We start from the raw sequence: 26712 nt of genomic DNA, 5'->3' as shown, positions 1-26712 counted from the left end.
GCTGCTGCAGCGCAGCACGCCACCGCCGCCCGCCGGCCTACACTCGGCCGCATGAATACCCCCCGACGCAGTACTGCCCGCCCGGTCCCGCCCCGTCTGGCCCTGGCGCTGGCGGGCGGCGGACCGCTCGGGGCCATCTACGAGATCGGCGCGCTGTGCGCCCTCGATGCCTGCCTCGATGGCCTGGACTTCAACCGCTTCGACCACTACATCGGTGTGTCCGCCGGCGGCTTCATCGCGGCCGGTCTGGCCAACGGCCTGACCCCGCGCGAGCTGTGCGATGCCTTCATCGACGACCGGCCCGGACCCGACAGTTTCGACCCCTCGTGGCTGCTGAAGCCGGCCTGGGGCGAGCTGGCCGGCCGCGCCGCCCGGGTGCCCGGGCTCACCGCCAGCGCCCTGCAGGCCTGGCTGCTGCAGGGCAAGTCGTTCACCAGCGCGTTCGAGCGCCTGGGCGCGGCCCTGCCCACCGGGGTGCTCGACAACGAGGCCATCCACCGCCAGATCGAACGCCTGTTCAACCAGCCCGGCCGCACCAACGACTTCCGGCAACTCGCCACCCGGCTCACGCTGGTGGCCACCCAGCTCGACAGCGGCGAGGCAGCGCCCTTCGGCCGCCCCGGCTGGGACCATGTGCCGATCTCGCGGGCCATCCAGGCCAGCGCGGCCCTGCCCGGCCTGTTCCCGCCGGTGTGCATCGACGGCCAGCACTATGTGGACGGCGCGCTGAAGAAGACGGTGCACGCCTCGGTGGCGCTGGAAGAAGGCATCGACCTGCTGATCTGCCTGAACCCGCTGGTGCCGTTCCGCGCCGCGCCCGACGCACCGCGCCAGCGCGGCATTCCGGCGCTGGTCGAGGGCGGCCTGCCGGCGGTGATGAGCCAGACCTTCCGCTCCATGATCCATTCGCGGCTGGCGCTGGGCTTCAAGCAGTACGAGCGGGCCTGGCCGGACACCGACATCGTGCTGATCGAACCCGACCAGCGCGACGCCGAGCTGTTCTTCGCCAACACCTTCAGCTACAGCCAGCGCCGCGAGATGGCCGAGCATGCCTTCCAGCAGACCCGCCAGTGGCTGCGCCAGCACGCGGCCACCCTGGCGCCCCGGCTGGCACGGCATGGCGTCGGCCTGAACCGCGACGCCATGACCGACCCCGACCTGCGCCTGCTGCCGCCCCTGGCCCCGCGCAGACCTGTGGCCCCCGATCCCGTGACCCGCCTGCACCTGGTGCTCGACCGACTGCAGGCCGCCTTGCCGGCCGCACCGGCCCACCCGGCGCCATGACCGAACGCAAGCCCCGGCGCCGCACCGCCGAGCGCATCCTGGAAACCACGCTGGCGCTGTTCAACCGCTTCGGCGAGCCCAACGTCTCCACCACGCTGATCTCGGCCGAACTGGGCATCAGCCCGGGCAACCTGTACTACCACTACCCGGCCAAGGACGAGCTGATCAACTCGCTGTGCGAACGCCACGAGCGTGCGCTGGCCGAACTGCTGGGCGCGGCGGACGGCGTGCGCCACGTGGAGGACGCCTGGTTCTTCCTGCACTCGCTGTTCGAGATCATCTGGCAGTACCGCTTCCTGTACCGCGACCTCAACGACCTGCTGTCCAAGAACCGGGTGCTGGAAACCCGCTTCCAGAGCGTGCTGCAGGACAAGACCCGTGCGGTGCGCCAGATGCTCGCCAGCCTGAGCCGGCACGGGGCGGTGCAGATCGACACCCGGGAGGTCGAACCCACGGCCACCAGCATGGTGGTGGTGCTGACCTACTGGCTGAGCTTTGAATATGTGCGCGACCCGCGCCACGCGCTGGAGCCGGACCATGCCCAGCAGTCGCTGCTGCGCGGTGCCGGGCATGTGCTGCACCTGCTGGCCCCGTACCTGGAGCCGGAGCAGCGCCGGCACCTGATCACGCTGATGGAGGCGTACCAGCGTTGAGCCAGCGCTCGACCAGCCGCGCCCACAAGGTGGCACCCAGCGGGATCAGGTCGTCGTTGAAATCGTAGCTCGGGTTGTGCAGGGTGCAGGGGCCGCCGCCGTGGCCCATCTCGCGGTGCAGGCCGTCGCCGTTGCCGATGAACACATAGGCCCCCGGCGTGTGCTGCAGCATGTAGGCGAAATCTTCGGCGCCCATGGTGGGCTCCTGGTCGAGCACGCCGGCCTCGCCCACGATGTCGGTCATGACCTCGCGGATGAAGGCGGTCTCGGCCTTGTGGTTGATGGTGGGCGGGTAGTTGCGGCGGAACTGGAATTCCACCGTGGCACCGAAGGCCGATGCCGTGTGCTCGGCGATCAGCTTCATGCGCGCCTCGATCATGTCCAGCACCTCGAAGGTGAAGGTGCGCACGGTGCCCTGGATGACGCAGCTGTCGGGCACCACGTTGGTGGCCTCGCCGGTGTGGATCATGGTGACCGAGATGACGCCCGCGTCCACCGGCTTCTTGTTGCGCGTGATGATGGTCTGGAAGGCCTGCACCATCTGGCAGGCCACCGGCACCGGGTCGATGCCGTTGTGGGGCAGCGCCGCGTGCGAGCCCTTGCCGCGGATGGTGATGTGGAACTCGTTGCTCGACGCCATGACCGGGCCCGGGCTGGCCGCAAAGCTGCCGGCCGGCATGCCCGGCCAGTTGTGCATGCCGAACACCGCCTGCATGGGGAAGCGCTCGAACAGGCCGTCCTTGATCATTTCGCGGGCGCCGCCGCCGCCCTCTTCAGCCGGCTGGAAGATGAGGTAGACGGTGCCGTCGAAGTCGCGGTGGCGCGCCAGGTGCTGGGCCGTGGCCAGCAGCATGGCGGTGTGGCCATCGTGCCCGCAGGCGTGCATGCGGCCGGGATGGCGGCTGGCGTGGGCAAAGGTGTTGTGCTCCTGCATGGGCAGGGCGTCCATGTCGGCGCGCAGGCCGATGGCCCGGCCGCAGGCGCCCCCGTCACGGCCGTGCACGATGCCCACCACGCCGGTGGTGCCCATGCCCCGGTGGATCTCGATGCCCCAGTCGGTCAGGCAGCGGGCCACCACGTCGGCGGTGCGCACTTCCTGGAAACACAGCTCGGGGTGGGCATGCAGGTCGCGGCGAACGGCCGCGATGGACGCGGCCTGCGTGACGATGGAGTCGATCAGTTTCATGGCGCAGCGGTCATTCCTTGCGGCGGATCACGGTGGCGCGGGACGCGTCTTCCTTGTAGGCATAAGTGCGCTCACCGCCCTTCCAGGTTCCCAGCCACAGCATGTTGGCCGAAATGGCGTCGTGGTCGGCGTTGCTGAAAGGCTTGTCGTAGGTGGTGACCACGCCCCGGTAGGGCTCGCGCAGGTTCTCCAGCCCGTTCTTCAGGCCCTTGCCGCTGAAGTCGCCACGGGCCACGAACATGGCGCGCAGCAGCAGCTGCACCGAATCGTAGGTCTGGGCGGCCGACATCATGGAGCCGATGGGCCGCTCCTTGGACAGGCGGGCATAGCCGCGCAGGAAGGCGCTGTTGCGCTCCATGAAGGGGTTGGGCAGCACCGTCTGCACCATCAGCGCCCCCTCGACCGCGCCCTTGGAGCCTTCGAAGGCCGAGGCATGCGACAGGCCCCAGGGGCCGTACTGCGGCACGTTCCAGCCCGCAGCGGCGCGGGCGGCAGCAATCACACCCTGCTCGGGCCCCACGGTCCAGCCGATCAGGGCGTCGGCACCCGAGTCCTTGAGCTGCTTCATCTCCTCGGTCAGCGACTTCACGCCCACCTTGAATCGCACCACGATGTGCGGCGTCAGGCCCTCGGCCTTGAGGGCCGCTTCCAGGTCGCGCAGGCCGCCGTCGCCGTAGCCGGTGGAGTCCACCAGCAGGGCCACCTTCTTGAGGCCGCGCTTGACGATGTCGGCCACCAGGAACTGCGACTGCAGCTGGTCGCGCGCCGAGGTGCGGAAGATGAAGCTCTCGGCCGCCGGGTACTTGGCGGTGATGGCGGTGCCGGTGGCACACGGCACGATGAGCAGGTGCTGGTTGTTCTGGAACACGTCCAGCGCCTTCATGGCCACGCCGGTGTTGCAGAAGCCGATGGTGGCCGTGACCTTTTCCTTGAGCACCAGCTCCTCGGCGTGGGCCAGGCCCTGGTCGTTGTTGGCCTGGTCGTCGCGGATCACCAGCTCCAGCTTGCGGCCCAGGTAGCCACCCACGGCATTGATCTCGTCCACCGCCACCTGGGCACCCACACGGGCGCTGTTGCCCATGTCGGACGAGCCACCGGTCAGCGGCAGGATCAGCCCGAGCCGGATGGGCTGCGCCGCCGGTGCAGCAGGCGCCTGCGCCATGGCCGACGGTGCCGCGACCGACAGCGCAGTCGCCAGGGCCAGTACAAGGGAGGGAAGCGACGGCAAATGCATGTAGGGTCTCCATGAAAGGCTGCCGGGCCTCAAGACATGAGGCCCCTTCAGCCGGTGTGCCTGCTGCGGGGGTTCACGTGACCGGATCTGCGCCCGGTGACACGAATGTACAGGCTCAACGTGATACCCCACCCGGTTTGTCCTGATATCCTGACCCGGACCGCAGCAGACCTGCCACAGTGCCCTCTTTTCCATGACCGCCGAAACCCTCACCGTGCGTGGCGCCTGCCCGCACGACTGCCCCGACACCTGTGCCCTGATCACCACCGTGGACAACGGCGTGGCCATCAAGGTGCACGGCAATCCCGAGCACCGCCACACCGACGGCGTGCTGTGCACCAAGGTCTCGCGCTACGCCGAGCGCACCCACCACGCCGAGCGGCTGCTCACGCCCATGCGCCGCACCGGCCCCAAGGGCAGCGGGCGGTTTGAACCCATTTCGTGGGACGAAGCGCTGGACACCATTGCCACGCGGCTGGGCGGGATCGCATCGCGCGACCCCCAGGCCGTCCTGCCCTACAGCTACGCCGGCACCATGGGCCTGGTGCAGGGGGAGTCGATGGCGGCGCGCTTCTTCCACCGCCTGGGTGCCTCGCTGCTGGACCGCACCATCTGCGCCGCTGCCGGGGGCGAGGGCCTGGTGCAGACCCTGGGCGCCAAGGTGGGCATGAAGGTGGAGCACTTCGCCCGGGCGAAGCTGATCGTCATCTGGGGCAGCAACTCCATCGGCAGCAACCTGCACTTCTGGAAGCTGGCCCAGCAGGCCAAGCGCGACGGCGCCCGGCTGGTGTGCATCGACCCACGCCGCACCGAGACCGCCGAGAAGTGCCACGAGCACATCGCCCTGCGCCCCGGCACCGACGCCGCGCTGGCCCTGGCGCTCATGCACCAGCTCATCACGAACGGCTGGCTGGACCACGACTACATCCGCGACCACACCCTGGGCTTCGAGGCGCTGCGCGAACGCGCCCTGCAGTGGCCGCCCGAGCGCGCCGCCGCCGTGTGCGACGTGCCGGTGCAGCAGATCATCGACCTGGCCCGTGCCTATGGCACCACCAAGCCCGCCGCCATCCGCCTGAACTACGGCATGCAGCGGGTGCGCGGCGGCGGCAATGCGGTGCGGGCCGTGGCCTGCCTGCCGGCCCTGGTGGGGGCCTGGCGCCATGCGGCCGGCGGCGTGCTGCTGTCCAGCTCGGGGCAGTTCCCGGTGGAGCGTGCGGCGCTGCAACGGCCCGACCTGCTGGCCGGCCGGCAGCCCCGCACCATCAACATGAGCACCATCGGCGACGACCTGCTGCGCGAGGCCTCACCCGCCTTCGGCCCCAAGATCGAGGCGGTGGTGGTCTACAACAGCAACCCGGTGGCGGTGGCCCCGGAATCCGGCAAGGTGGTGCGCGGCTTTGCGCGCGACGACCTGTTCACCGTGGTGCTGGAGCATTTCCGCACCGACACCGCCGACCATGCCGACATCCTGCTGCCGGCCACCACCCAGCTCGAGCACTGGGACATCCACACCAGCTACGGCCACACCGATGTGCTGCTCAACCGCCCGGCCATTGCGCCGGTGGGCCAGTCCCGCACCAACACCGACGTGTTCCGGGCGCTGGCGCGGCGCATGGGCTTCACCGAGCCCTGCTTCGACGACGACGACGAAACCCTGTGCCGCCAGGCCTTCCGGCCTGATGTGATCGACTTCCAGCAGCTGCTCGACCAGGGCTTCGCCACGCTGAAGATGCCGGACGCACCTTATGCGAACGGCGGCTTCCCCACACCCTCGGGCCGCTGCGAATTCTTCAGCGCCCGGCTGCAGGCCCAGGGCCTGGACGGCCTGCCCGACCACCTGCCCAACCACGAGCCAGCCGGCTCGTCGGCGGCCTACCCGCTGGCCATGATCTCGCCACCGGCGCGCAACTTCCTGAACTCCAGCTTCGTGAACGTGCAGAGCCTGCGCGACATCGAGGGCGAGCCGGTGCTGGAGATGCACCCGGCCGATGCCAGCTCGCGCGGCATCGGCGATGGCGACATGGTCCGCGTGTTCAACGACCGGGGCGAATACCGCTGCCGCGTCAAGGTGGGCGCGCGGGCGCGCCGTGGCGTGGTCAACGGCCTGGGCATCTGGTGGCGCAAGCTGGGGCCGGACGGCACCAACGTGAACGAGGTCACCAGCCAGCGCCTGACCGACCTGGGCCGTGGCCCCACCTTCTACGACTGCCTGGTCGAGGTGGCCCGCGCCGGCGAGGCGGCCTGATGCGGGGCCGGCAGGCTGCCGTGGGCGCGGCCCTGCTGGCGGCCCTCCTGGCGGGTGGTTGCGCCAGCCACACGCCAGGGCCGGGCTATTACTGGCAATCGGTCACCGGCCACCTGCGGCTCATGGCGGCGGCCCGCCCCATCGACGACTGGCTGGCCGACCCGGCCACACCCGCCGCGCTGCGGCCCAAGCTGGAGCGCGTGCGCGAGATGCGCGCCTTTGCGGTCGCCGAACTGGGCCTGCCCGACAACGCCAGCTACCACCGCTATGCCGATCTGGGCCGGCGTGCCGCCGTGTTCAATGTGGTGGCGGCACCGCGTTTTTCGCTCACGCCGCAGCAGTGGTGCTTTCCGGTGGCCGGCTGCGTGACCTACCGGGGCTACTTCGACGAGGCCGCGGCCCGGGCCTTTGCGGCCAGCCTGCCGGCCGATCTGGAGGTGCAGGTGCAGCCGGTGCCGGCCTATTCCACCCTGGGCTGGACCAACTGGATCGGCGGCGATCCGGTGCTCAACACCTTCATCCACTACCCCGAAGGCGAGGTCGCCCGGCTGCTGTTCCACGAGCTGGCCCACCAGGTGGTGTACGCGGCCGACGACACGCCCTTCAACGAGTCGTTCGCCACCGCGGTCGAACGGCTGGGCGGCGAGCGCTGGATGGCGCAACGGGCCAGCCCGGCCGTGCGCGCCGAATACGCCGCCTTCGACGCACGGCGGCGCGAATTCCGGGCGCTCACCCGCGACATCCGCCGGCAGCTGCAGCAGGTCTATGCCGACGCAGCGCTGGACGATGGGCAGCGCCAGGTCCGCAAGACCGAGGTCATGAACCAGCTGCGCGAACGCTACGCATCGCTGCGGGCACGGTGGGGTGGCTGGGCCGGGTACGACGCCTGGGTCGCCCAGGCCAACAACGCCAGCCTGGCCAGCCAGGGCGCCTACGACGAATGGGTGCCGGCCTTTCTGGCGCTGCACCAGCGCCATGGCGGCGACTGGGGCCGGTTTTATGATGCGGTTCGCCAGCTGGCCCGCCAGCCCAAGGCCGACCGCCACGCCGCCCTGCGCGGCCTGACCCCGCCAACCACTGAACGCTAGACCATGGCCGACATCCGCATCGAACGAGACCACCAGCTGGGCCTGAGCGCCGCACGCAAGCTGGCCTGGAAATGGGCCGAACAGGCCGAAGCCGAGTTCGACATGAGCTGCACCTACGAAGAGGGTGACGATGCGGACGAGGTGCAGTTCACCCGCTCCGGGGTGAGCGGCTGCCTGAAGGTGACCGGCAACCGCTTCGAGCTGGACGCCAAGCTGGGCTTCCTGCTGGGGGCCTTCAAGGACCGGATCGAGAGCGAGATCGTCAAGAACCTGGACGAACTGCTGGCCGCCGGCAGCAAGCCGGCTGGCCGCAAGAAGAAGGGCTGAAGCCCGGCCGGTCGATCAGCTCAGGCTCTCGATCAGGTCGATGTACTGCTGCATGGCGTCATCGGCTGAGGTGCCCTTCAGGCCGTTCCAGGCGTCCCACTTGGCGCGGCCCACCATGTCGCCGAAACCGGGCTTCTTCTCGGCGTTGTCGCCGGCCGTGGCCTGCTTGTAGAGCGCGTAGATCTTGAGCAGCGTGGCGTTGTCGGGGCGCTCGCTCAGGTTCTTGGAATTCGCCACGGCGGCGTTGAAGCGGGCGGTCAGATCGGACATGGGGTCTCCTGCGGGTAAGGGTGTGTCCCGCTATCTTACGGTCCCGCCCGCTTGCACAATCGGCGCCAACCTAGAGAACCCCATCCAGATCCGGGAGCCCCCATGGAGCAACGCGTGGCCGCCGTCCGACAGGCCCTGACCAGCACGCTCGGCCTGAGCGGAGAACGCATGAGCAAGGTCGACACGGCCTGGCTGCGCATGGATTCGCCGTCCAACCTGATGATGATCGTCGGCGTGTGGATGCTGCGCCCCGCCATCGACCGCGAAGCCCTGCTGCAGCGTGTGCGCGAGCGGCTGCTGCCCTACCGGCGCTTCGTGCAGGTGGCCCGCGAGGATGCCGCCGGCGCCCACTGGAGCGACGACCCCGACTTCCGGCTGGAGCGGCATCTGCAGAGCCGCCCGCTGCGCCGCCGCAAGGGCCAGACCGCGCAGCAGGCGCTGCAGGAGCGCGTGGCCACGCTGGCCATGCAGCCGCTGGACCCGGACCATCCGCTGTGGCACTTCGAGCTCATCGAGCAGCACGACGGCGGCTCGGCGCTGATCGCCCGCATCCACCACTGCATTGCCGACGGCATTGCCCTCATCAGCGTGATGATGAGCCTGGTGGACGGCGGCGCCCTGCCCCCGCAACGCGACAAGCCCGCCAGGGGCCGCAAGAAAGCGCTGCGCGAAGGCGCCGAGGACTGGGTGGCCGATTCGTTGATCCGGCCGCTGGGCGACATCACGGCGCGTGCGCTGGAAGCCGCCGGCGGCGGCGCCGCGAAATCCATGGCCCTGCTGGCCGAGCCGCAGAAAGGCATCGGCCACACGGTGGACCAGGCCATGGAAATGGCCCGCCTGGGCGGACAGCTGGCCAGCGATCTGGCGGCCCTGGCCCTGATGCCCGACGACTCGCCCACCCGCCTCAAGGGCCAGCCCGGCCACACCAAGCGCGTGGCCTGGTGCGAGCCGGTGCCGCTGGACCAGGTCAAGGCCATCGGCCGGGCCTTCGGCTGTTCGGTGAACGATGTGCTGCTGGCCTGCGTGGCCGGCGCCATCGGCAACTACCTGCGCGACCTGGGCGACGACCCGGCCGGCCAGGAAATCCGCGCCATGGTGCCGGTGAACCTGCGCCCCATGGAAGACGCCTGGAAGCTGGGCAACCGCTTCGGCCTGGTGCCGCTGCTGCTGCCCATCGGCACCGAGCATCCGCTGGAGCGGCTGTTCGCGGTGAAGCGGCGCATGGCCGACCTCAAGGGCAGCCTGCAGCCGCTGCTGACCTTCGGCCTGCTGTCGGTGGCCGGGCTGCTGGTCAAGCCGGCGCAGGAAGCCATGCTCAGCCTGTTCGGCCGCAAGACCACGGCGGTGATGACCAATGTGCCCGGGCCGGCGCACAAGCTCAAGGTGTGCGGCAGCACGCTGGAGCAGACCATGTTCTGGGTGCCGCAGACCGGCACCGTGGGCCTGGGCGTGTCCATCCTGAGCTACGGCGGCGGGGTGCAGTTCGGCTGCATCGCCGACAGCGGCCTGTGCCCCGACCCTCAGCAGGTGGTGGACCGCTTCACGCCGGAGTTCGAGCGCCTGCTCACGCTCACGCTGATGCTGCCCTGGGGCGAGACGGGCTGATCAGGCCGCCACCAGCCGCCGGCTGGCGATCTCCAGCAGCCCGTCGAAGATGAGGCTCTCCACCAGCTCGACCTCGGTCGACATGCTGGGGGCCACCTTCCAGCCCGCCCCCCCGGTCATGTAGCAGACCGGGTCCTCGCCGCAATGGCGGCGCAGGTTCTCCACCATGCGCTGCACCGCGCCGGCAATGGCGAAGTTGCCGCCACTGGTGAGGGCATCGCTGGTGTTGGTGGGGAAATCGCGCACCTCGCCGGTGGGCACGTGCAGGCCGGCGGTGCCGGATTCGAGGGCCCGCAGCATGATGCCGTGGCCCGGCAGGATGATGCCGCCCAGGAAGCGCCCCTCGGTGTCGATGCACTCCACCGTGACCGCCGTGCCCACCATCACCACCACGCAAGGGCGGGCGCGGCCCTGCGACAGCAGGCGGTGGCGGGCACCGATCATGGCCACCCAGCGGTCCGACCCCAGACGGGCCGGATGGTCGTAACCGTTGACCAGCCCCGCCTCGGCCGTGGAGGACACCACCCAGCGCGGGGTCACGTCCCACATCTCCAGCTGCTCTTCCACCCGGCGCTTGACCGCATCGCCGGCCACCACGCAACCCAGCACCCAGCTCGGGCAGGTCAGGCGGCTCCAGTCGCCCTCTTCCAGGGATTCGATGTTTTCCAGGAACTGCGCACCATGGGCCAGCAACCGGGCACCGGGGCGGGGGGCGTCGTACACGGCCCATTTCAGGCGGGTGTTGCCGACATCAAGGGCCAGAAAACTCATGGGCGGATTATCACCAAGCGCCGCGCCCTGCCGTGCTGCCCTGCAGCAAGCCGTCAGATCAGGCCGATCCAGCAGGCCCGCTGCACCGCCGCCAGCTTGTTGTCGGTCTGCAGCTTGGCCATGGCATTGGCCAGGTGGTAGTTCACCGTGCGCTCGGTGCAGTCCATGCGGACCGCGGTCTCGCGGGCGGTGAGTCCCTGGAAGGCCAGGTTGAGGCTCTCCAGTTCACGCGGGGTGAGCGAGACGCGCTGCTCGGCGATCATGCGGCGCAGCATCGGCCACACATTGAAGGCCGACCACGCGAGGTTGGCCGCATCGCTGCGATGGTTGAAGGTGCGCGGGCTGAACATGAAGCATTCGAAGGCGCGTCCCGCCGGCAGCGGAAACGACACCCACACCAGGGACTGCTGACCATGGGCCAGCCACAGCCGCCGCCAGCGGCTGGTCTGTTCGCCTGCCGCCTTGGAGATGTCCTGCCAGGCCACCAGGGGGGCATCGCTTTCCCGCCAGCCGGCACCGAAATCGCCGCTCTCGGCCAGCGACAGCGCCGCTCCCACGAAACGGGGCGGATGGATCGCCAGCACCTCGCGGTCGTTGGGGGTGCCCGTGGGTGCCGGCCCCAGCACCATCAGCGCCTCGACGCCGTGCTCGGACAGAGCGGTCAGCCAGTCGTTCAGGATGGCATCGACCCCCATGTTGTCAAAGTTGACAGGTAGGGTCATGGGTGTCCGCGTTGGGCCAAGCCGACAATGCCCGACCGTCCCGGGCGGGGGGTGCATCCGATGAAGTCAATTTCACAGGAGATCATGTTGGCAATCGACCGTTTGTGGTGGCACAACGCCAGGGCGAGGATGCGGCGCTGGTGGCGCGATGACGTGCTGAATGCACCTCTCGAGCCTATTTTGCACCCATCCCGGTTGCGTCTGATGGGCATTGGTCTGTTCACCTGCGTGGGGCACCTGGCGTTCTATTGCATATGGACCTTCTGGCTCCCCCAGCCGTATGAAAGCGCATGGGCTCGGGCGCTGATGGTGATGTCGTCCGCGGTGTACTTCTCCATCGGCTGGCGGCGTGACTTTGCCAGCTATTTCAGCGGCCGCTGGTTCAGCTTCGCCACGTGGCTCCAGCTGCCATGGTTCTTCAGCTGGATGTACATGATGAACGACGGCAGCAGCATCTGGCTGGCCAGCCTGGCCGCCATGATCCTGATCTACTTTCACTTCACCGACTGGCGTCTGGCGGTCGTGGGCCTCATCACGGGCAGCCTGGTCGGCATTTCCACCGCATGGGTGGTCAACACACACTCACTTCAGGCACCGATGCCTGAACATCTGCTCATCATCGTGTTCGCTGCCGCAGTAGGCCTGCTGCTGGGCATGTCCAGCGCCAACCTGCGGCGGGTGCGGCTGGTCAACACCCTGAGCACCATGGGCGTGATGGCCCACGAACTGCGAACGCCCCTGGCCACGGTCCACCTCATGGGCGACGTGCTGCGCAACATGGCCCAGCTCGACCAGGCCGAAGCCCGCCGGCGCAAGCTGGACGATCTGGGCCACCGGCTGCAGAACCTGGTGCGCGGCATGCACAGGCACATCGACATGCAGATCGCCAATGCGCAGCTCATGCGGCTGCCCCGACAGCACACCAGCATCCGGGCGGGCGACCTGGTGACCACTGTGGTCAACAACTACCCCTACCGCACCTCGCGCGAACGCCACTGCGTGATCGTGCAGGTGGAACACGATTTCCGCTTTCTGGGTGCCTATCCCCTGTTCGCCCAGGTGCTGGCCAACCTCATCAAGAACGCCTTGCATGCCCTGGTGTCGGCCAGCACGGCCCTGTGTCCGGGCGATCTGCGCCTGACCGTGAGCGTTCGCCACCGCCGCGGGCGCATCGTGGTGGCCGACGGTGGCGTGGGTATCCCCAACGAGCTGCAATCGCGTATCTTCGAACCTTTCTATTCAACGCAGGCCGGTGCCGGCAACGGGCTGGGCCTGAGTTTCTGCAAGAACGTGGTGGAAGACGCACACGGCAAGCTCACAGTCCATTCACAATCGGGAAAGGGTGCGGTGTTCACCATCGAACTGCCCCTGGACCGTTCCGAGACCCCGTTCCGTCCGTCTGCACCGCTCTCGCCCGATCCATGCCACTGACCCTTCCGCTCATCCACCGCCCTGGCAGCATCCTCTTCCTGGACGACGACGTCGACTACCTGGAGATGCTCGGCATGGTGATACCGGGCCACATCCAGATCGAGCTGTTCTCGCGGCCGGCCGGTTTCGGGCGGCGCATGGAGGCCGAAACGGCCCGCTGGGAAGCCGATGCCACGCTGCAGCTGCAGATCATCGACCGCTGGCGCAACGGTGTGCCCCTGCTGCCGCAGATCCTGCGGTACTGGTCCACCCAGCCGGAACGGTACCGGCTGGTGCAGAGCTGCGTGGTCGACTACGCCATGCCCGGCACCGATGGCCTGTCCGTGCTCAACACCCTGCTCGACTGGCCTGGCTCGCGGGTGCTGCTGACCGGCCAGGCCGACGAGCAGATCGCGGTCAAGGCCTTCAACAGCGGCCTGATCGACCAGTTCGTGCCCAAACAGACGCAAGACATCACACGGCATCTGCTGGGCGTGCTGCGCAAGCTGGCCAATACGCCGCATGTGCGGCTCAACACCTTGTGGCGCAGCGTGCTCACGGCCGAGCAGCAGTCGCTGCTGCAGATTCCGGCGGTGGTCGAGGCACTTCAGCAGCTCAGCCATGGCCGCTGGGTCGAGCACGTGGTGCTGGGAGCACCCTTCGGCATGCTGGGGGTCACCATCGATGGTGGCTGCGAGTGGCTGCAGCTCGAACCCGTGTCCGGCTTGCCGGGCCTGGCCGAGCTGGCCGGCTCGGCCGGCATGGACTTCGAGACGGTGCGGGCTGTCCGGGCCGGCGAACAGCTGGCGGCGGTGGAGCTGCACCAGCAGCTGGGCCTGCGGGGCCCCATCCGGGTTGCTCCCGCAAGGCCCCTGGACGAAGACGGTCTGCTGACCAGCGCCCTGTTCGCGCTGCAGGCCGGGGAGCATCCGCCCCTGCCGACCTACCGGGCGGTGCTGCGGGCCGCAGAGCACCGCTCGGTGGACGACACCTGAGCCGGTCCGGTCAGCCGGCGCGCACCTTGCGCAGCCGGCGCGCCACGGCCCAGGTGTCGGGCCGGAACTGCGGCACCAGCTCGGCCATGACGCGCTCCAGGAGAGTCAGTTCACACTCGGCCAGTCCAGCGTTGAGGGTAAGCCGCACCATGGCGCGATTGCGGCTGGTGGCAGGCGCAAAGAAGATGGATCCCAATACACCCCGGACGCACATGGCGTCACGCAGGTCGCGTGCAGCGGCCTCGCTGCCGATCTCCAGCGAGATGATCTGTTCGCTGCCGGGCAGCACATAACCGAGCGCGGTCAGGTGGGTCCTGATCCTGTGTGTCACCCGACGCAGCCGGTGGCGGGCCTCGTCTGCGCCCTTCAGGTGCTCCACTGTCGCCATCAAGCCCGCCACCTCGTGGCTCAGCAGGCAAGAGCTGAAGATGGTGGGAAAGCTGGTGGTGATCACGTACTCCCGGAGATGGGCCGGGAAGGTGAAGAAGCCTGCCCTGCCGGCCACCGCCTTGGCCAGACTCGCCGAAATGAAATGCACCCGGTGGGTCAGGCCGAGCGCCACGCACAGGCCGGCTCCAGCAGGCCCATGGGTACCCAGCGAGTGGGATTCATCCACCAGCAGCATGCTGCCATGGCGTTCCACGACCTCCACCACGGCCTGCAGGGGGCACACGGTGCCGCTGGTGCTGTAGACCGAGTCCACCACCACCAGGCCAGGACCATGCTGTCCCATCAACCGGTCCAGATGCTCCGGATCGTTGTGGCGGAACGGATGGGCCAGGGCACGGGCGGCCCGGATGCCCTCCCACAGGGACGGGTGTGCCATGCCGTCGATGTAGACCGGGGTGTCGGCCCCGGCAAAGCACTGCAGGGCTGCGAGATTGGCAGCGTAGCCGGACTGGCACAGGAGCGCGTCCTCATGACCGGTCCAGCGAGCCAGCTCGCGCTCCAGCGCGCGGGCCGGCTGGTCCTCGCGCTGGAACACTCCCGACTGCACCACCGACTGGTTGTCGTGGAGCAGCGATGCCACCTGCGCCTTGACGATGTCCGGGTGCCCGGTGACCGCCAGATAGTCGTTGCCGTCCAGCCGGACCGCATCAGCCCGCGGCGGCTGCACCGCCAGCATCGATCGCCCGCCCCAGTCCCGCGCCCAGCGGGGCTGGAAGTCGCGCTCGATGCGCTGTCGCAGGCCGGCGGACAGCGCGGGGCGTTGCTGGAACAGGGGGTTGGTGCACAGACCGGTTTCCATGGGGTACTCCAATGAATGAAAAGGTACCCATTGGAAAAAACGGCAGGCTTCTCGCCGATGCCATCCTGTCAGATCTGACAGCCCCGGACACAAATTCCGTCAGTTCTGGCGCCAGGGCAGGCCGACAAAGCGCCAGCCGCCCCGCTGGCCCCGGTGGGCCTGCCCGTCGGGATCGCCTTCAAAGCCGTCCAGGATGTTGTAGGCCTCGATGCCCAGCTGCGTGGCACGCCGGGCGGCCGCCACCGAGCGGACGCCGCTGCGGCACAGCAGCACCACCTTGCGGCCCTGGGCGGCGGCGCGGATCTGCTCGTCGAAGCCGGGATTGAGCGCCATGCCGGGCCATTGTTTCCAGGCCACCGCCACCGCGCCGGGGACAAAGCCGACCCATTCCCGCTCGGCATCGGTGCGCACATCGACCAGCACCGCCTCGCCCGCCTGCACCCAGGCCCAGGCGAGCTGGGGCGACACGTCGCCGGCGTAGCTGGCATCGGCCACCTCGCGCGGCTGCATGAGGGCGGCGCCATCCACGTCGTGCCGCAGACCGGACGTGAGGTTGGCCGGCACGGCCTCGTCGATGCGACGGGGCCGGGGCAGCTGCAGGCTGTTCATGAGGTCGACGAATTCGGTTTCGCTGCGACCGGCGATGCGGGCGTTGTGCCGCTTTTCGTGGCCGATGGTGGAGTGGGTGCGGCCCTGGTAGTCGTGTCCGGGCCAGACGGTGGTGTCGTCCGGCAGCTTGAACAGCACCTCGGTGATGCTGCGGTAGAGGTCGGTGGCGCTGCCGGACTGGAAGTCGGTGCGGCCGCACCCGCCAATCAGCAGGGTGTCGCCGGTGAAGACATGGTCGCGCCAGACGAAGCTCATGCTGCCGGCGGTGTGCCCCGGGGTGCGCAGGGAGCGCAGCGACTCCTGGCCGAACGCGAGGGTGTCGCCCTGCTGCAGCTGGGTGGCGGCGGTGCCGATGCCGCAACCGGCCGGTGCGGCCAGCCGGGCGCCAGCGAGTTCGGCCAGCCGGCCGGCGCTGGTGATGTGGTCGGCGTGGGCATGGGTCTCCACCGCCCAGACCAGGCGCAGCCCGTGGTCGCGCAGCACCGCCAGATCGCGGTCGAGCTGCTCGTCCACCGGATCGATGATGAGCGCCTCACGCGTGGCCGGGTCGAACAGGATGTAGGTGTAGGTGCTGGAAGCGGGGTCGAACAGCTGCAGGGGCTTCATGGGTCGGACGCGATGGATCGGGGGCTTCATTCTGGTGCAGCGGGCCTGTCGACAAAATTAATTCAACAGCCTCAGCAAGATTTTTCAAGATGGCTTCAAATGCTGACAGTTTTCTGGCAACGGGGGTCCGGATGGCGACATCTTGGCCCCCTGTGTGCGTAGAAACCCTGCCGTCGGCAGTCCGGGATGGAGCCATCATTCGACGCCCGTTCCATTTTGTTCACCCCTTTGGAGACATACATGACAGAGAAGAAGACCGTCACGTCCCGCCGTGGCATGCTCAAGGGCGCCGCCGTTGCAGCCGGCGCCATGTCGGTGCCCATGGTGGCCAGCGCACAGACCACCACCCTGCGCTTCCAGTCCACCTGGCCGGCCAAGGACATCTTCCACGAGTACGCCAACGACTTCGCCAAGAAGGTGAACGACATGGCCGGTGGCCGTCTGAAGATCGAAGTGCTGCCTTCCGGTTCCGTGGTGCCGGCCTTCCAGCTGCTGGAAGCCGTGTCCAAGGGCACCCTGGACGGTGGTCACGGCGTGATCGCCTACCACTACGGCAAGAACTCCGCCCTGGCCCTGTGGGGCTCCGGCCCGGCCTTCGGCATGGACCCCAACATGGTCCTGGCCTGGCACAACTACGGTGGCGGCAAGGAACTCGTGGCCGAGATCTACAAGGCCCTGAACATGGACGTGGTGTCCTTCCTGTACGGCCCCATGCCCACCCAGCCGCTGGGCTGGTTCAAGAAGCCGGTGGCCAAGGTCGAGGACATGAAGGGCCTGAAGTTCCGCACCGTGGGTCTGGCCGTTGACGTGTTCACCGAAATGGGCACCGCCGTGAACCCGCTGCCCGGTGGCGAGATCGTTCCCGCCCTGGACCGTGGCCTGATCGACGCCGCCGAGTTCAACAACGCTTCGTCCGACCGCCTGCTGGGCTTCCCCGACGTGGTGAAGAACTGCATGCTGCAGAGCTTCCACCAGTCCGGCGAGCAGTTCGAGATCCTGTTCAACGGTCCGAAGTACAACGCCCTGAACCCCGAGCTCAAGGCCATCATCGACTACGCCGTGCAGGCCGCCAGCGCCGACATGTCGTGGAAGGCCATCCAGCGCAACTCGCAGGACTACATCGAGCTGAAGAAGCAGGGCGTGAAGTTCTACAAGACCCCGGACGCCATCCTGCGCGCCCAGCTGGCTGCCTGGGACAAGACCATCGCGAAGAAGGCCGGCGAGAACCCGCTGTTCAAGAAGGTGCTGGACTCCCAGCGCGCCTTCGCCCAGCGCGCTGGCCAGTGGCAGAACGACTACACCGTCGACTTCAAGATGGCCTACAACCACTACTTCGGCCGCAACGCCAAGAAGAGCTGATAGGTCGTTGATCACGAAGGGCGCCTGCGGGCGCCCTTTTCTGTTTCGGAAGTTCCCATGCAAAAACTCTTACTGACTGTAGATCGGCTGTCCACCTGGTTCGGCAAGATCTGCGCGTGGACCGTCGTTGGTCTGACCCTGCTGATTTCCTGGGAAGTCTTTTCCCGCTACGTGCTGAACAAGCCGCACGCCTGGGTGCTGGACGCCCAGATCATGCTGTACGGCGTGCTGTTCATGACGGCGGGCGCCTACACCCTGGCCAAGAGCGGCCACGTGCGCGGCGACGTGCTGTATGGTTTCTTCCAGCCGCGCACCCAGGCCTGGATCGATCTGATCCTGTACATCCTCTTTTTCCTGCCCGGCATCATCGCCCTGACCTACGCTGGCTGGTTCTTCTTCCAGGACTCCCTGGCCATCAAGGAACAGACCTTCAACGCCGACCCGCTGCCGGTCTACCCCTTCAAGTTCGTGGTGCCCATCGCAGGGGCTTTCCTGCTGCTGCAGGGCATCGTGGAAATCATCCGTTGCGTCATCTGCATCAAGACCGGCGAGTGGCCCTCGCGCGAGGAGGATGTGGAAGAGGTCGACGTGGACAAACTCAAACAGATGGTGAACGTGAAAGACGCCGACATTGAAGCGCTGGACCAGCTGGCTCCCGCCCAGAAAGGTGGCCAGTGATGAAGATCCGCAAGGAACTCTGGTTCGGCTTCTCGCTGATGGGGCTGATCATTGCAGCCGCCCTGACCATGGTCTTCAGCGTGGAGACCATGACCAACGGCCACTACGGCCTGCTGATGCTCTCGCTGGTGGTCGTGGCCATCATGCTGGGCTTCCCCACTGCCTTCACCCTCATGGGCATGGGCATGATGTTCGCGTTCTTCGCCTACCACTCGGGTGACCAGACCGCGGCCGGCGCCATGCAGCAGACGCTGGACCTGATGGTGCAGCGCGCCTTCTCGGTGATGGGCAACGACGTGCTCATCTCGATCCCGCTGTTCGTGTTCATGGGTTATCTGGTCGAACGCGCCAACCTGATCGAGAAGCTGTTCCACAGCCTGCACCTGTCGCTGGCCCGCCTGCCGGGTTCGCTGGGTGTGGCCACCCTGGTGACCTGCGCGGTGTTCGCCACCGCCACCGGCATCGTGGGCGCCGTGGTGACGCTGATGGGTCTGCTGGCCTTCCCGCAGATGCTCAAGAACGGCTACGACGTGCGCCTGTCGGCCGGTGCCATCACCGCCGGCGGCTGTCTGGGCATCCTGATCCCGCCCTCGGTGCTGCTGATCGTGTACGGTGCCACCGCCGGCGTGTCGGTGGTGCAGCTGTACGCGGGTGCCTTCTTCCCGGGTCTGATGCTGGCGGGTCTGTACATCTCCTACTTCATCATCATGGCCAAGATCAAGCCGGCCTGGGCGCCGGCGCTGACCGCCGAGCAGCGCATGGTGCCGCTGCCGCCGCAGCTCAAGGCCATTGGCGCCACCAGCGACGGCTGGGCGCTGGGCAGCCTGATCAAGGCGCTGAAAGGCCGCAACAACCAGGGCGTGTCGACCAAGTACCTGCTGGGCCAGCTGGCCATCGTGCTGGCTCCGGCCGTGCTGTTCGCTGCCGTGTCCTACGCCAGCTACCTGAACGCCACCACCGTGGTGGTCGAAGAGACCTACACCGAACTGCAGGCCATGGGTTCGGGCTCGAACGCCGACGCTGGCAGCGAGGACGAAGGCGGCCTGGCCGAGCCTGAAGGCGTGTCCGAACCGGAAGGTGCCGATGAGGGCGTGGCCCTGCCCCCGGGCGCGGAAACCGACAAGGCCGAGGAAGTCGCTGCACCGGCCGCAGCCGATGCGGTCGCCCTGCCCCCGGGTGCGGGCGGCGCTCCGGCTGAAGGTGCCACCCCCGGCGCGACCACCAAGCCCGCATCCACCGGTTTCTGGATCGGCTTCGGCGTGGGCGCCCTGGCACTGGCTGTGTTCTACGGCATCCTGAGCTACGCGCGCCTGGAAGTCTTCAAGATGCTGCTGTCCAGCTTCTTCCCGCTGCTGGTGCTCATCCTGGCCGTGCTCGGCTCGATCGTGTTCGGTCTGGCCACGCCCACCGAGGCAGCCGCCGTGGGAGCCTTCGGCGGCTTCATCCTGGCAGCGGCCTACCGCCAGCTGACCTTCAACGTGGTCAAGGAAAGCGTGTTCCTGACCGCCAAGACCAGCGCCATGGTGTGCTGGCTGTTCGTCGGCTCGGCCATCTTCTCGGCAGCGTTCGCGCTGCTGGGCGGCCAGGAGCTGGTGGAGCGGTGGGTGCTGTCGATGAACCTGTCGAAGACCGAGTTCCTGATCATGTCGCAGGTGCTCATCTTCATCCTGGGTTGGCCGCTGGAGTGGACCGAGATCATCGTGATCTTCATGCCCATCTTCATCCCGCTGCTGGACAACTTCGGGGTCGACCCGCTGTTCTTCGGCCTGCTGGTGGCCCTGAACCTGCAGACCGCCTTCCTGAGCCCGCCGGTGGCCATGAGCGCGTTCTACCTGAAGGGCGTGGCACCGAAGCACGTGACGCTGAACCAGATCTTCGCCGGCATGCTGCCGTTCATGGGGATCCAGATCGTGGCCATCGTGCTGCTCTACATGTTCCCCGGCATCGGCCTGTGGCTGCCCGAGGTGCTGTACAAGTAAGCGGACACCTTCCGCACTACCCGAGGGGCGCGCAGGCGCCCCTTTTTCATGGTCGGTCCGGATGGTCGGATCGGACGAATGGGGTTACCATTGACGTTTACGTTAACGTCAATCAACCTGCCAACGTCCATGCCCAGCGCCACCGATGTCCGTCTGCCCTTCCCGCCGGCCGCCATCGCAGCGGCCAAGGGCAGCGCATGGGCCGCATGGCAGATCGACACCGGCCTGCGCAAGCCGGTCGACCTGACCACCCTGGATCCGTCGGCCAAGCCGTTTTCCAGCGGCGACAAGGCCGCCGACAAGACCGCGGTGGAGGAGCTGGCCAGCCAGATCGACGCGCTGCAGAACCTGTTCCACGCCGACCGCCGCCACCGCCTGCTGGTGGTGCTGCAGGGCACCGACACCTCGGGCAAGGACGGCACGGTGCGCAGCGTGTTCGCCCGCACCAGCCCGCTGGGCGTGCACACCGTGGGCTGGCAGGCCCCCACCGAGGTCGAGCGGGCCCACGACTACCTCTGGCGCATCCACCAGCGCATGCCCGGCAACGGCGAGATCATGGTGTTCAACCGCAGCCACTACGAGGACGTGCTGGTGCCGGTGGTGGAAGGCTGGATCGACGCCGACATGCAGCGCCGTCGCCTGCAGCACATCAACGATTTCGAACGCCTGCTGGCCGAGACCGGCACCGTCATCCTGAAGTTCATGCTGCACATCGACCGCGACGAGCAGCGCCAGCGCCTGCAGGACCGCATCGACGACCCGCAGAAACACTGGAAGTTCAGCCGTGGCGACCTGGACGCCCGCCTCAAGTGGGACCGGTACCAGAAGGCCTATGGCGAACTGCTGGCCGCCACCAGCACCCCCTGGGCACCCTGGACCGTGGTGCCCGCCAACTCCAAGACCCACCGCAACCTGATGATCGCCACCCTGGTGCGCGACTGCCTGCGCGCGCTGGACTTGCGCTTTCCGCCCGAAGACCCCACGCTGCAGGGCCTGCGCGTGACCTGAACACCGACCCGCCCGATCCGTTCCCCGAGAAGAGAGAGACACCATGACCCAGCTTTCCGCCGACTACCAGGCCCTGGCCAACTACCGCCCCAACCACAAGGTGCGTTTCGTCACCGCCGCCAGCCTGTTCGACGGGCACGACGCGGCCATCAACATCATGCGGCGGATCCTGCAGGGCATGGGCGCCGAGGTGATCCACCTGGGCCACAACCGCAGCGTGGACGAGGTGGTGACCGCCGCCCTGCAGGAAGACGTGCAGGGCATCGCCATCAGCTCCTACCAGGGCGGCCATGTGGAGTACTTCAAGTACATGGTCGACCTGCTGCGCCAGCGCGGCGGATCACACATCCAGGTGTTCGGCGGCGGCGGCGGCGTGATCGTGCCGGCCGAGATCAAGGAGCTGCAGGACTACGGCGTGGCCCGCATCTACAGCCCCGAAGACGGCCAGCGCATGGGCCTGGCCGGCATGATCGGCGAGATGGTCATGCGCTGCGACCAGGACCTCACGCCGCACGCCCCCAAGGACCTCAGCGCCATCACCGGCCACGGCGAGATGAACTGGCGCGCCCTGGCGCAGCTCATCACCGCGCTGGAGAACGGCAGCGCCGACAGCGCCCTGGTGGCCTCGGTGCGCCAGGCCGCTGCGGCCCGCCAGGTGCCGGTGCTGGGCATCACCGGTACCGGGGGCGCCGGCAAGTCCAGCCTGACCGACGAGCTCATCCGCCGCCTGCGCCTGGACCAGAACGACGCCCTGCGCGTGGCCGTGATCAGCATCGACCCCTCGCGCCGCAAGAGCGGCGGCGCCCTGCTGGGCGACCGCATCCGCATGAACGCCATCAACCCGTGGCAGCAGGGCCCACGCGTGTTCATGCGCAGCCTGGCCACGCGCGACTTCGGCAGCGAGATCAGCGCCGCCCTGCCCGACGTGGTGGCCGCCTGCAAGGCCGCCGGCTTCGATCTTGTGATCGTCGAGACCTCGGGCATCGGCCAGGGCGACGCCGCCATCGTGCCGCACGTGGACGTGCCCATGTACGTCATGACGCCCGAGTTCGGCGCGGCCAGCCAGCTGGAGAAGATCGACATGCTCGACTTCGCCCAGTTCGTGGCCATCAACAAGTTCGACCGCAAGGGCGCGGCCGATGCGCTGCGCGACGTGGCCAAGCAGGTGCAGCGCAACCGCGAGGCCTGGACCACCCCGACCGAGCAGATGCCGGTGTTCGGCACCATGGCCGCCCGCTTCAACGACGACGGCGTGACCGCCCTCTACCAGGCCCTGCGCGGCCGCCTGGCCGAGCTCGGCCTGCCGCTGACCGAAGGCCGGCTGCGCCCGGTGGGCGTGCGCCACAGCACCAACCAGACCCCCATCGTGCCCGGTGCCCGCACCCGATACCTGGCCGAAATTGCCGACACGGTGCGCGGCTACAAGCAGCGCGCCCGCCAGCAGGCCAAGCTGGCCCGCGAGATCCAGCAACTGCGCGCCGCCGCCGAGATGCTGCGGGTGGAAAAGCCCGAGCGTTCGCGCGCGGCCGAAGCCACCATCGACCTGGCCCAGGTGCGCGAACTCGACCAGGACCCGGCCGCCCGCAAGCTGCTGCAGCAGTGGCCCGACATGCAGAAGGCCTATGCCGGCGACGAGTACGTGGTGAAGATCCGCGACAAGGAAATCCGCACCGCGCTCACCACCAAGTCGCTCTCGGGCACCACCATCCGCAAGGTGGCCCTGCCGACCTATGAAGACCATGGCGAGCTGCTCAAGTGGCTGATGCTGGAGAACGTGCCCGGCAGCTTCCCCTACACCGCCGGCACCTTCGCCTTCAAGCGCGAAGGCGAGGACCCGACCCGCATGTTCGCGGGCGAGGGCGACCCCTTCCGCACCAACCGCCGCTTCAAGCTGCTGTCCGAAGGCATGCCGGCCAAGCGCCTGTCCACCGCCTTCGACTCGGTCACGCTCTACGGCAACGACCCCGACCTGCGTCCGGACATCTACGGCAAGATCGGCAACTCCGGCGTGAGCATCGCCACGCTGGACGACATGAAGGTGCTCTACGGCGGCTTCGACCTGTGCCACCCGGCCACCTCGGTGTCCATGACCATCAACGGCCCGGCGCCCAGCATCCTGGCGATGTTCATGAACACCGCCATCGACCAGAACCTGGAGAAGTTCAAGGCCGAGAACGGCCGTGAACCCACCGACACCGAGGCCGCCAAGATCCGCGAATGGGTGCTGGCCAACGTGCGCGGCACGGTGCAGGCCGACATCCTCAAGGAAGACCAGGGTCAGAACACCTGCATCTTCAGCACCGAGTTCAGCCTGAAGGTGATGGGCGACATCGCCGAGTACTTCGTGCACCACGACGTGCGCAACTTCTACTCGGTCTCCATCAGCGGCTACCACATCGCCGAGGCCGGCGCCAACCCGATCAGCCAGCTGGCCTTCACGCTGTCCAACGGCTTCACCTTCGTGGAGGCGTACCTGGCGCGCGGCATGCACATCGACGACTTCGCGCCCAACCTGAGCTTCTTCTTCAGCAACGGCATGGACCCGGAGTACACCGTGATGGGCCGCGTGGCGCGCCGCATCTGGGCCGTGGCCATGCGCGAGAAGTACGGCGCCAACGAGCGCAGCCAGAAGCTGAAATACCACATCCAGACCAGCGGCCGCAGCCTGCACGCGCAGGAGATCCAGTTCAACGACATCCGCACCACGCTGCAGGCGCTGATCGCCATCTACGACAACTGCAACAGCCTGCACACCAACGCGTTCGACGAGGCCATCACCACCCCGACCGAAGACTCGGTGCGCCGCGCCATGGCCATCCAGCTCATCATCAACCGCGAGTGGGGCCTGGCCAAGAACGAGAACCCGAACCAGGGCGCCTTCATCATCGACGAGCTGACCGAACTGGTGGAAGAAGCCGTGCTGGCCGAGTTCGAGAAGATCGCCGAACGCGGCGGCGTGCTGGGCGCCATGGAGACCGGCTACCAGCGCGGCCGCATCCAGGACGAGTCGATGCACTACGAGATGCTCAAGCACACCGGCGAGCTGCCCATCATCGGCGTCAACACCTTCCGCAACCCGCACGGCGACGCCATTCCCGAGAAGCTGGAGCTCGCCCGCTCCACCGAGGAAGAAAAGCAGAGCCAGCTGCAGCGCCTGGCCGACTTCCATGCCCGCCACGCCGCCGAGGCGCCGGCCATGCTGCAGCGCCTGAAGCAGGCCGTGATCGACAACACCAACGTGTTCGAGGTGCTGATGGACGCGGTGCGCGTGTGCTCGCTCGGCCAGATCACCAGCGCCCTGTTCGAGGTGGGCGGCCAGTACCGCCGCAACATGTGAAGCCGGCCGGCCCGCCGCCCTGTGTGCTGCTCAACCCGCACGCCCAGGGTGGGCGGGTGGCGCGCCTGTGGCCGGTGCTGCAGCGGGTGCTGCCGGCCCTGGACCCGCAGGCCAGCCTGCGCTCGCTGGACACACCGGCCGAAGCGGCCCGTGTGATCGGCGCCCTGCCCCCCGGCACCCGGGTGGTGGCGGTGGGCGGCGACGGCACCCTGCACCGCTGGCTGCCGGCGCTGCTGGCGGCACAGGCCGAGCTGGCCGTGGTGCCCATGGGCAACGGCAACGATGTGGGTCGTGCCCTGGGCCTGGTGCCGCTGCGCACGCAGGAGTGGGTCAGCGGCTCCACCGACACACTGGTGCGGCGCCTGGCCCATGCCCTGCGGGCGCCGGCCCGCTCCATCGACCTGGGCCGGGTGGAATGGACCGACGCCGACGGGCAGACGCAGACGCGGCCCTTCATTTCCAGCCTGACGGTGGGCTTCGATTCGGCGGTGGTGCGCCGCACGCTGGATGTGCCCTCCAGCCTGCGCGGCCTGCCCCGCTACCTGTGGGCCACCCTGGGTGAGCTGGTGCACCTGAGCAACTGGCCGCTGACGGTGGTGGCCGACGGTGCCACGGTCCACCAGGGCGCGGCGCTCATGGCGTCCAGCCTGAACACCCCGACCTTCGGCGCCGGCATGCCGGCCGCGCCCGAGGCGCGCATCGACGACGGCCAGCTCGACCTGCTGCTGGCCGGCCGCTTCGGACGGCTGGGCGCCCTGGTCATGCTGCCAAGGCTGCTGACCGGCACCCACCGGGGCCACGCCCGGGTGCGGCTGCTGGCCTACCGCGAGCTGTCCATCACCTGCCCCACCCCGGTGCCGGTGGCAGCCGATGGCGAGTGGCTGGGCGTCACCCGCGCGTTGCAGGTGGCGGTGCAGCCCGCCGCCCTGCGGGCCGTGCACCACGGCTGAATCAGGCCGGCACCAGGCGGTCCGGGTCGATCGGCAGGTTCAGCAGCAGGTTCTGCGGCTTGAGCTTGAGCAGGCCGTCCGCGTTCATCGCCAGACCCAGGTAGATGGGTCGGCCCCGCAGGCCTTCGGCCAGGTCGTCGCGCAGCGGGGCATCGGCACCCAGCTGCAGACGGAACAGGCTGATGAGCCGCTGCTGGCGGGCTTCCTCCACCACACGGCCTTCGTACAGGTCGTTGAGCAGCGCGGTGGATTCGGCGTCCAGCCCCAGGTGCCAGCGCCAGGCCGGGTCGTCCACCCGGGCTTCGGGCACCACGGTGGCCTGCAGCCCGTGCACATGGGCCAGCCAGCGTTCCAGCACCCGGGCCAGGGCCTTCAGGCCGGACTGGCTGCGCGTCATGGTGAGCGTGAGCCCATGCGGGAGGTGCTGCTGCACCTCGTGGGTGGCGTCGAGCACGAAGGGGTGGTGGTCGCTGACGGCGCGGCTGGCCAGGTAGGCCGCGGCGTTGCTGTCGTCCAGCACCCGCACCTGGGCCTGCGGCACGCTGGCGCCGGCCTGCCGCAGCAGGCTGCCGATGCTGCCCAGGCCGCCGGTCTCGTTCAGCCGGTCCAGCGTGTCGGCGTCGCCCAGCAGCACGCGGCCGTCCTGCACCCGCACGCGCTGGCGGCGGAACAGCAACTCGGCCGCACGCCACGGCCAGGCGTCGTCGGTGGCTTCCAGCGCACGGCCGGCAATGGCCTGCACCAGCAGGTCCAGGAACAGCGGCGGCAGCTGGATGGCTCCGCTGCGGAAGAAGCCGCACCAGGCGGCTTCCAGCGTGCCGGCGCGCTGCACCGCGTCGCGCAGGGCCAGAAAGAGCCGGTAGTTGTCGCGCACGTCGGGGTCGCGCATGGCCTCGATCTGGCCCGGCAGCACGCTGCGCAGCGGGTCCAGCAGCAAGGCCTCGTGCAGGCCCTGCTCGGCCACACACGACTCTTCCACCAGCGCCAGCTCGGGGCGCTGCAACCAGACCCGCCAGTAGTCGGGCGTGGGCACGCAGCGGTTCTTCGCATCGCGGCCCAGGGTGGACAGGCCGCAGCCGGGCCAGACGACAGAGGGTGAAGGATCGGGGGAGGTGGTCACAGGCGCACGGGGATGGGGGGGCGG

The 26712-nt window shown here is 68.4% G+C and carries 22 protein-coding genes and 1 pseudogene; 14 read left to right on the top strand and 9 right to left on the bottom strand.

Annotation, left to right across the window (positions count from 1 at the left end):
* Window positions 1-51 precede the first annotated feature (51 nt).
* Window positions 52-1284, top strand: a complete 1233-nt coding sequence (locus tag WD026_RS14220) for a patatin-like phospholipase family protein (RefSeq protein ID WP_425724316.1) — start codon at window positions 52-54, stop codon at window positions 1282-1284.
* Window positions 1281-1937 carry a TetR/AcrR family transcriptional regulator gene (locus WD026_RS14215; protein ID WP_425724315.1) on the top strand — a complete coding sequence of 219 codons (657 nt, stop codon included), beginning with the start codon at window positions 1281-1283 and terminating at the stop codon, window positions 1935-1937. Before WD026_RS14220 ends, WD026_RS14215 begins: the two co-directional genes overlap by 4 nt.
* Here WD026_RS14215 and WD026_RS14210 read toward each other — a convergent pair.
* Window positions 1909-3123, bottom strand: coding sequence for a M20 aminoacylase family protein (locus WD026_RS14210; RefSeq protein ID WP_425724314.1), 1215 nt, complete (start codon window positions 3121-3123; stop codon window positions 1909-1911). The genes WD026_RS14215 and WD026_RS14210 overlap by 29 nt on opposite strands.
* Window positions 3124-3133: 10 nt before the next feature.
* Entirely contained in the window at window positions 3134-4357 is a 1224-nt protein-coding gene (locus WD026_RS14205) for an ABC transporter substrate-binding protein (RefSeq protein ID WP_425724313.1), read from the bottom strand.
* 193 nt (window positions 4358-4550) lie between these two features.
* Between WD026_RS14205 and WD026_RS14200 the strand changes: the two genes are divergently transcribed.
* The 3 genes from WD026_RS14200 to WD026_RS14190 are packed head-to-tail and all read left to right on the top strand — an operon-like array spanning window position 4551 to window position 8020.
* The gene (locus WD026_RS14200; RefSeq protein ID WP_425724312.1) at window positions 4551-6605 is read left to right on the top strand and encodes a molybdopterin-containing oxidoreductase family protein; all 2055 of its coding nucleotides are present in this window, start codon (window positions 4551-4553) and stop codon (window positions 6603-6605) included.
* Entirely contained in the window at window positions 6605-7693 is a 1089-nt protein-coding gene (locus tag WD026_RS14195) for an aminopeptidase (RefSeq protein WP_425724311.1), read from the top strand. The genes WD026_RS14200 and WD026_RS14195 overlap by 1 nt, the downstream gene beginning before the upstream one ends.
* Window positions 7694-7696: 3 nt before the next feature.
* Window positions 7697-8020: a polyhydroxyalkanoic acid system family protein gene (locus tag WD026_RS14190; RefSeq protein WP_425724310.1), complete on the top strand. Its 324-nt coding sequence runs from the start codon at window positions 7697-7699 to the stop codon at window positions 8018-8020.
* 15 nt (window positions 8021-8035) lie between these two features.
* On the opposite strand, the gene WD026_RS14185 is transcribed toward WD026_RS14190, so the two are convergent.
* Window positions 8036-8290, bottom strand: coding sequence for an acyl-CoA-binding protein (locus WD026_RS14185; protein WP_086121362.1), 255 nt, complete (start codon window positions 8288-8290; stop codon window positions 8036-8038).
* 114 nt (window positions 8291-8404) lie between these two features.
* On the opposite strand from WD026_RS14185, the gene WD026_RS14180 reads away from it, so the two are divergent.
* A complete protein-coding gene (locus WD026_RS14180; RefSeq protein ID WP_425724309.1) occupies window positions 8405-9895 on the top strand; it encodes a wax ester/triacylglycerol synthase family O-acyltransferase in 1491 nt (496 codons plus the stop codon).
* Here WD026_RS14180 and WD026_RS14175 read toward each other — a convergent pair whose 3' ends face one another.
* Together WD026_RS14175 and WD026_RS14170 are read right to left on the bottom strand one after the other, a co-directional pair.
* Window positions 9896-10666, bottom strand: a complete 771-nt coding sequence (locus tag WD026_RS14175) for a type III pantothenate kinase (RefSeq protein WP_425724308.1) — start codon at window positions 10664-10666, stop codon at window positions 9896-9898.
* 53 nt (window positions 10667-10719) lie between these two features.
* Window positions 10720-11388: a LuxR C-terminal-related transcriptional regulator gene (locus WD026_RS14170; protein ID WP_425724307.1), complete on the bottom strand. Its 669-nt coding sequence runs from the start codon at window positions 11386-11388 to the stop codon at window positions 10720-10722.
* A 306-nt stretch (window positions 11389-11694) separates the two neighbouring features.
* On the opposite strand from WD026_RS14170, the gene WD026_RS14165 reads away from it, so the two are divergent.
* Window positions 11695-12819, top strand: a complete 1125-nt coding sequence (locus WD026_RS14165; RefSeq protein WP_425724306.1) for a sensor histidine kinase — start codon at window positions 11695-11697, stop codon at window positions 12817-12819.
* Complete coding sequence (locus WD026_RS14160; RefSeq protein ID WP_425724305.1) at window positions 12810-13793, top strand: response regulator; 984 nt, start codon at window positions 12810-12812, stop codon at window positions 13791-13793. Before WD026_RS14165 ends, WD026_RS14160 begins: the two co-directional genes overlap by 10 nt.
* 10 nt (window positions 13794-13803) lie before the next feature.
* On the opposite strand, the gene cqsA is transcribed toward WD026_RS14160, so the two are convergent.
* The 3 genes and pseudogenes from cqsA to WD026_RS14145 all read right to left on the bottom strand — a co-directional run.
* Window positions 13804-15042 carry an alpha-hydroxyketone-type quorum-sensing autoinducer synthase gene (cqsA, locus tag WD026_RS14155; protein ID WP_425724304.1) on the bottom strand — a complete coding sequence of 413 codons (1239 nt, stop codon included), beginning with the start codon at window positions 15040-15042 and terminating at the stop codon, window positions 13804-13806.
* 99 nt (window positions 15043-15141) lie between these two features.
* Window positions 15142-15552 (bottom strand): rhodanese-like domain-containing protein, encoded by a 411-nt coding sequence (locus WD026_RS14150; RefSeq protein ID WP_425724493.1) that lies wholly within the window; start codon window positions 15550-15552, stop codon window positions 15142-15144.
* 252 nt (window positions 15553-15804) lie between these two features.
* Window positions 15805-16257: pseudogene (locus WD026_RS14145) on the bottom strand (MBL fold metallo-hydrolase); the annotation flags it as partial.
* A gap of 240 nt (window positions 16258-16497) precedes the next feature.
* Between WD026_RS14145 and WD026_RS14140 the strand changes: the two are divergent.
* The 6 genes from WD026_RS14140 (at window position 16498) to WD026_RS14115 (ending at window position 25568) form a co-directional block, all read left to right on the top strand.
* Window positions 16498-17616, top strand: coding sequence for a TRAP transporter substrate-binding protein (locus tag WD026_RS14140; protein ID WP_425724303.1), 1119 nt, complete (start codon window positions 16498-16500; stop codon window positions 17614-17616).
* Window positions 17617-17673: 57 nt separating this feature from the next.
* Complete coding sequence (locus WD026_RS14135) at window positions 17674-18294, top strand: TRAP transporter small permease subunit (protein WP_425724302.1); 621 nt, start codon at window positions 17674-17676, stop codon at window positions 18292-18294.
* A complete protein-coding gene (locus WD026_RS14130; RefSeq protein WP_425724301.1) occupies window positions 18294-20273 on the top strand; it encodes a TRAP transporter large permease in 1980 nt (659 codons plus the stop codon). The genes WD026_RS14135 and WD026_RS14130 overlap by 1 nt, the downstream gene beginning before the upstream one ends.
* A 129-nt stretch (window positions 20274-20402) precedes the next feature.
* Window positions 20403-21281, top strand: coding sequence for a PPK2 family polyphosphate kinase (locus WD026_RS14125; protein ID WP_425724300.1), 879 nt, complete (start codon window positions 20403-20405; stop codon window positions 21279-21281).
* Window positions 21282-21324: 43 nt separating this feature from the next.
* Entirely contained in the window at window positions 21325-24618 is a 3294-nt protein-coding gene (gene icmF, locus WD026_RS14120; protein WP_425724299.1) for a fused isobutyryl-CoA mutase/GTPase IcmF, read from the top strand.
* Window positions 24615-25568 carry a diacylglycerol/lipid kinase family protein gene (locus WD026_RS14115; protein WP_425724298.1) on the top strand — a complete coding sequence of 318 codons (954 nt, stop codon included), beginning with the start codon at window positions 24615-24617 and terminating at the stop codon, window positions 25566-25568. Before icmF ends, WD026_RS14115 begins: the two co-directional genes overlap by 4 nt.
* 1 nt (window position 25569) lies before the next feature.
* On the opposite strand, the gene WD026_RS14110 is transcribed toward WD026_RS14115, so the two are convergent.
* Window positions 25570-26688 carry a DUF6352 family protein gene (locus WD026_RS14110; protein WP_425724297.1) on the bottom strand — a complete coding sequence of 373 codons (1119 nt, stop codon included), beginning with the start codon at window positions 26686-26688 and terminating at the stop codon, window positions 25570-25572.
* Window positions 26689-26712 lie beyond the last annotated feature (24 nt).

Origin of the sequence: Hydrogenophaga sp. R2 (assembly GCF_049843595.1) — a bacterium.
Taxonomy (GTDB): Bacteria; Pseudomonadota; Gammaproteobacteria; order Burkholderiales; family Burkholderiaceae_C; genus Hydrogenophaga.
This window is presented reverse-complemented; position numbering and strand designations above follow the sequence as displayed.

Bases quoted from the DNA above. Each gene is read 5' to 3' on its own strand.
- icmF (WP_425724299.1), top strand. From the start codon at position 21,325: ATGACCCAGCTTTCCGCCGACTACCAGGCCCTGGCCAACTACCGCCCC.
- WD026_RS14170 (WP_425724307.1), bottom strand. From the start codon at position 11,388: ATGACCCTACCTGTCAACTTTGACAACATGGGGGTCGATGCCATCCTG.
- WD026_RS14220 (WP_425724316.1), top strand. From the start codon at position 52: ATGAATACCCCCCGACGCAGTACTGCCCGCCCGGTCCCGCCCCGTCTG.
- WD026_RS14200 (WP_425724312.1), top strand. From the start codon at position 4,551: ATGACCGCCGAAACCCTCACCGTGCGTGGCGCCTGCCCGCACGACTGC.
- WD026_RS14160 (WP_425724305.1), top strand. From the start codon at position 12,810: ATGCCACTGACCCTTCCGCTCATCCACCGCCCTGGCAGCATCCTCTTC.
- WD026_RS14190 (WP_425724310.1), top strand. From the start codon at position 7,697: ATGGCCGACATCCGCATCGAACGAGACCACCAGCTGGGCCTGAGCGCC.
- WD026_RS14150 (WP_425724493.1), bottom strand. From the start codon at position 15,552: ATGCAGCCGCGCGAGGTGGCCGATGCCAGCTACGCCGGCGACGTGTCG.
- WD026_RS14125 (WP_425724300.1), top strand. From the start codon at position 20,403: ATGCCCAGCGCCACCGATGTCCGTCTGCCCTTCCCGCCGGCCGCCATC.
- WD026_RS14135 (WP_425724302.1), top strand. From the start codon at position 17,674: ATGCAAAAACTCTTACTGACTGTAGATCGGCTGTCCACCTGGTTCGGC.
- WD026_RS14185 (WP_086121362.1), bottom strand. From the start codon at position 8,290: ATGTCCGATCTGACCGCCCGCTTCAACGCCGCCGTGGCGAATTCCAAG.
- WD026_RS14175 (WP_425724308.1), bottom strand. From the start codon at position 10,666: ATGAGTTTTCTGGCCCTTGATGTCGGCAACACCCGCCTGAAATGGGCC.
- WD026_RS14215 (WP_425724315.1), top strand. From the start codon at position 1,281: ATGACCGAACGCAAGCCCCGGCGCCGCACCGCCGAGCGCATCCTGGAA.
- WD026_RS14165 (WP_425724306.1), top strand. From the start codon at position 11,695: ATGGTGATGTCGTCCGCGGTGTACTTCTCCATCGGCTGGCGGCGTGAC.
- WD026_RS14205 (WP_425724313.1), bottom strand. From the start codon at position 4,357: ATGCATTTGCCGTCGCTTCCCTCCCTTGTACTGGCCCTGGCGACTGCG.
- WD026_RS14210 (WP_425724314.1), bottom strand. From the start codon at position 3,123: ATGAAACTGATCGACTCCATCGTCACGCAGGCCGCGTCCATCGCGGCC.
- WD026_RS14130 (WP_425724301.1), top strand. From the start codon at position 18,294: ATGAAGATCCGCAAGGAACTCTGGTTCGGCTTCTCGCTGATGGGGCTG.
- cqsA (WP_425724304.1), bottom strand. From the start codon at position 15,042: ATGGAAACCGGTCTGTGCACCAACCCCCTGTTCCAGCAACGCCCCGCG.
- WD026_RS14140 (WP_425724303.1), top strand. From the start codon at position 16,498: ATGACAGAGAAGAAGACCGTCACGTCCCGCCGTGGCATGCTCAAGGGC.
- WD026_RS14195 (WP_425724311.1), top strand. From the start codon at position 6,605: ATGCGGGGCCGGCAGGCTGCCGTGGGCGCGGCCCTGCTGGCGGCCCTC.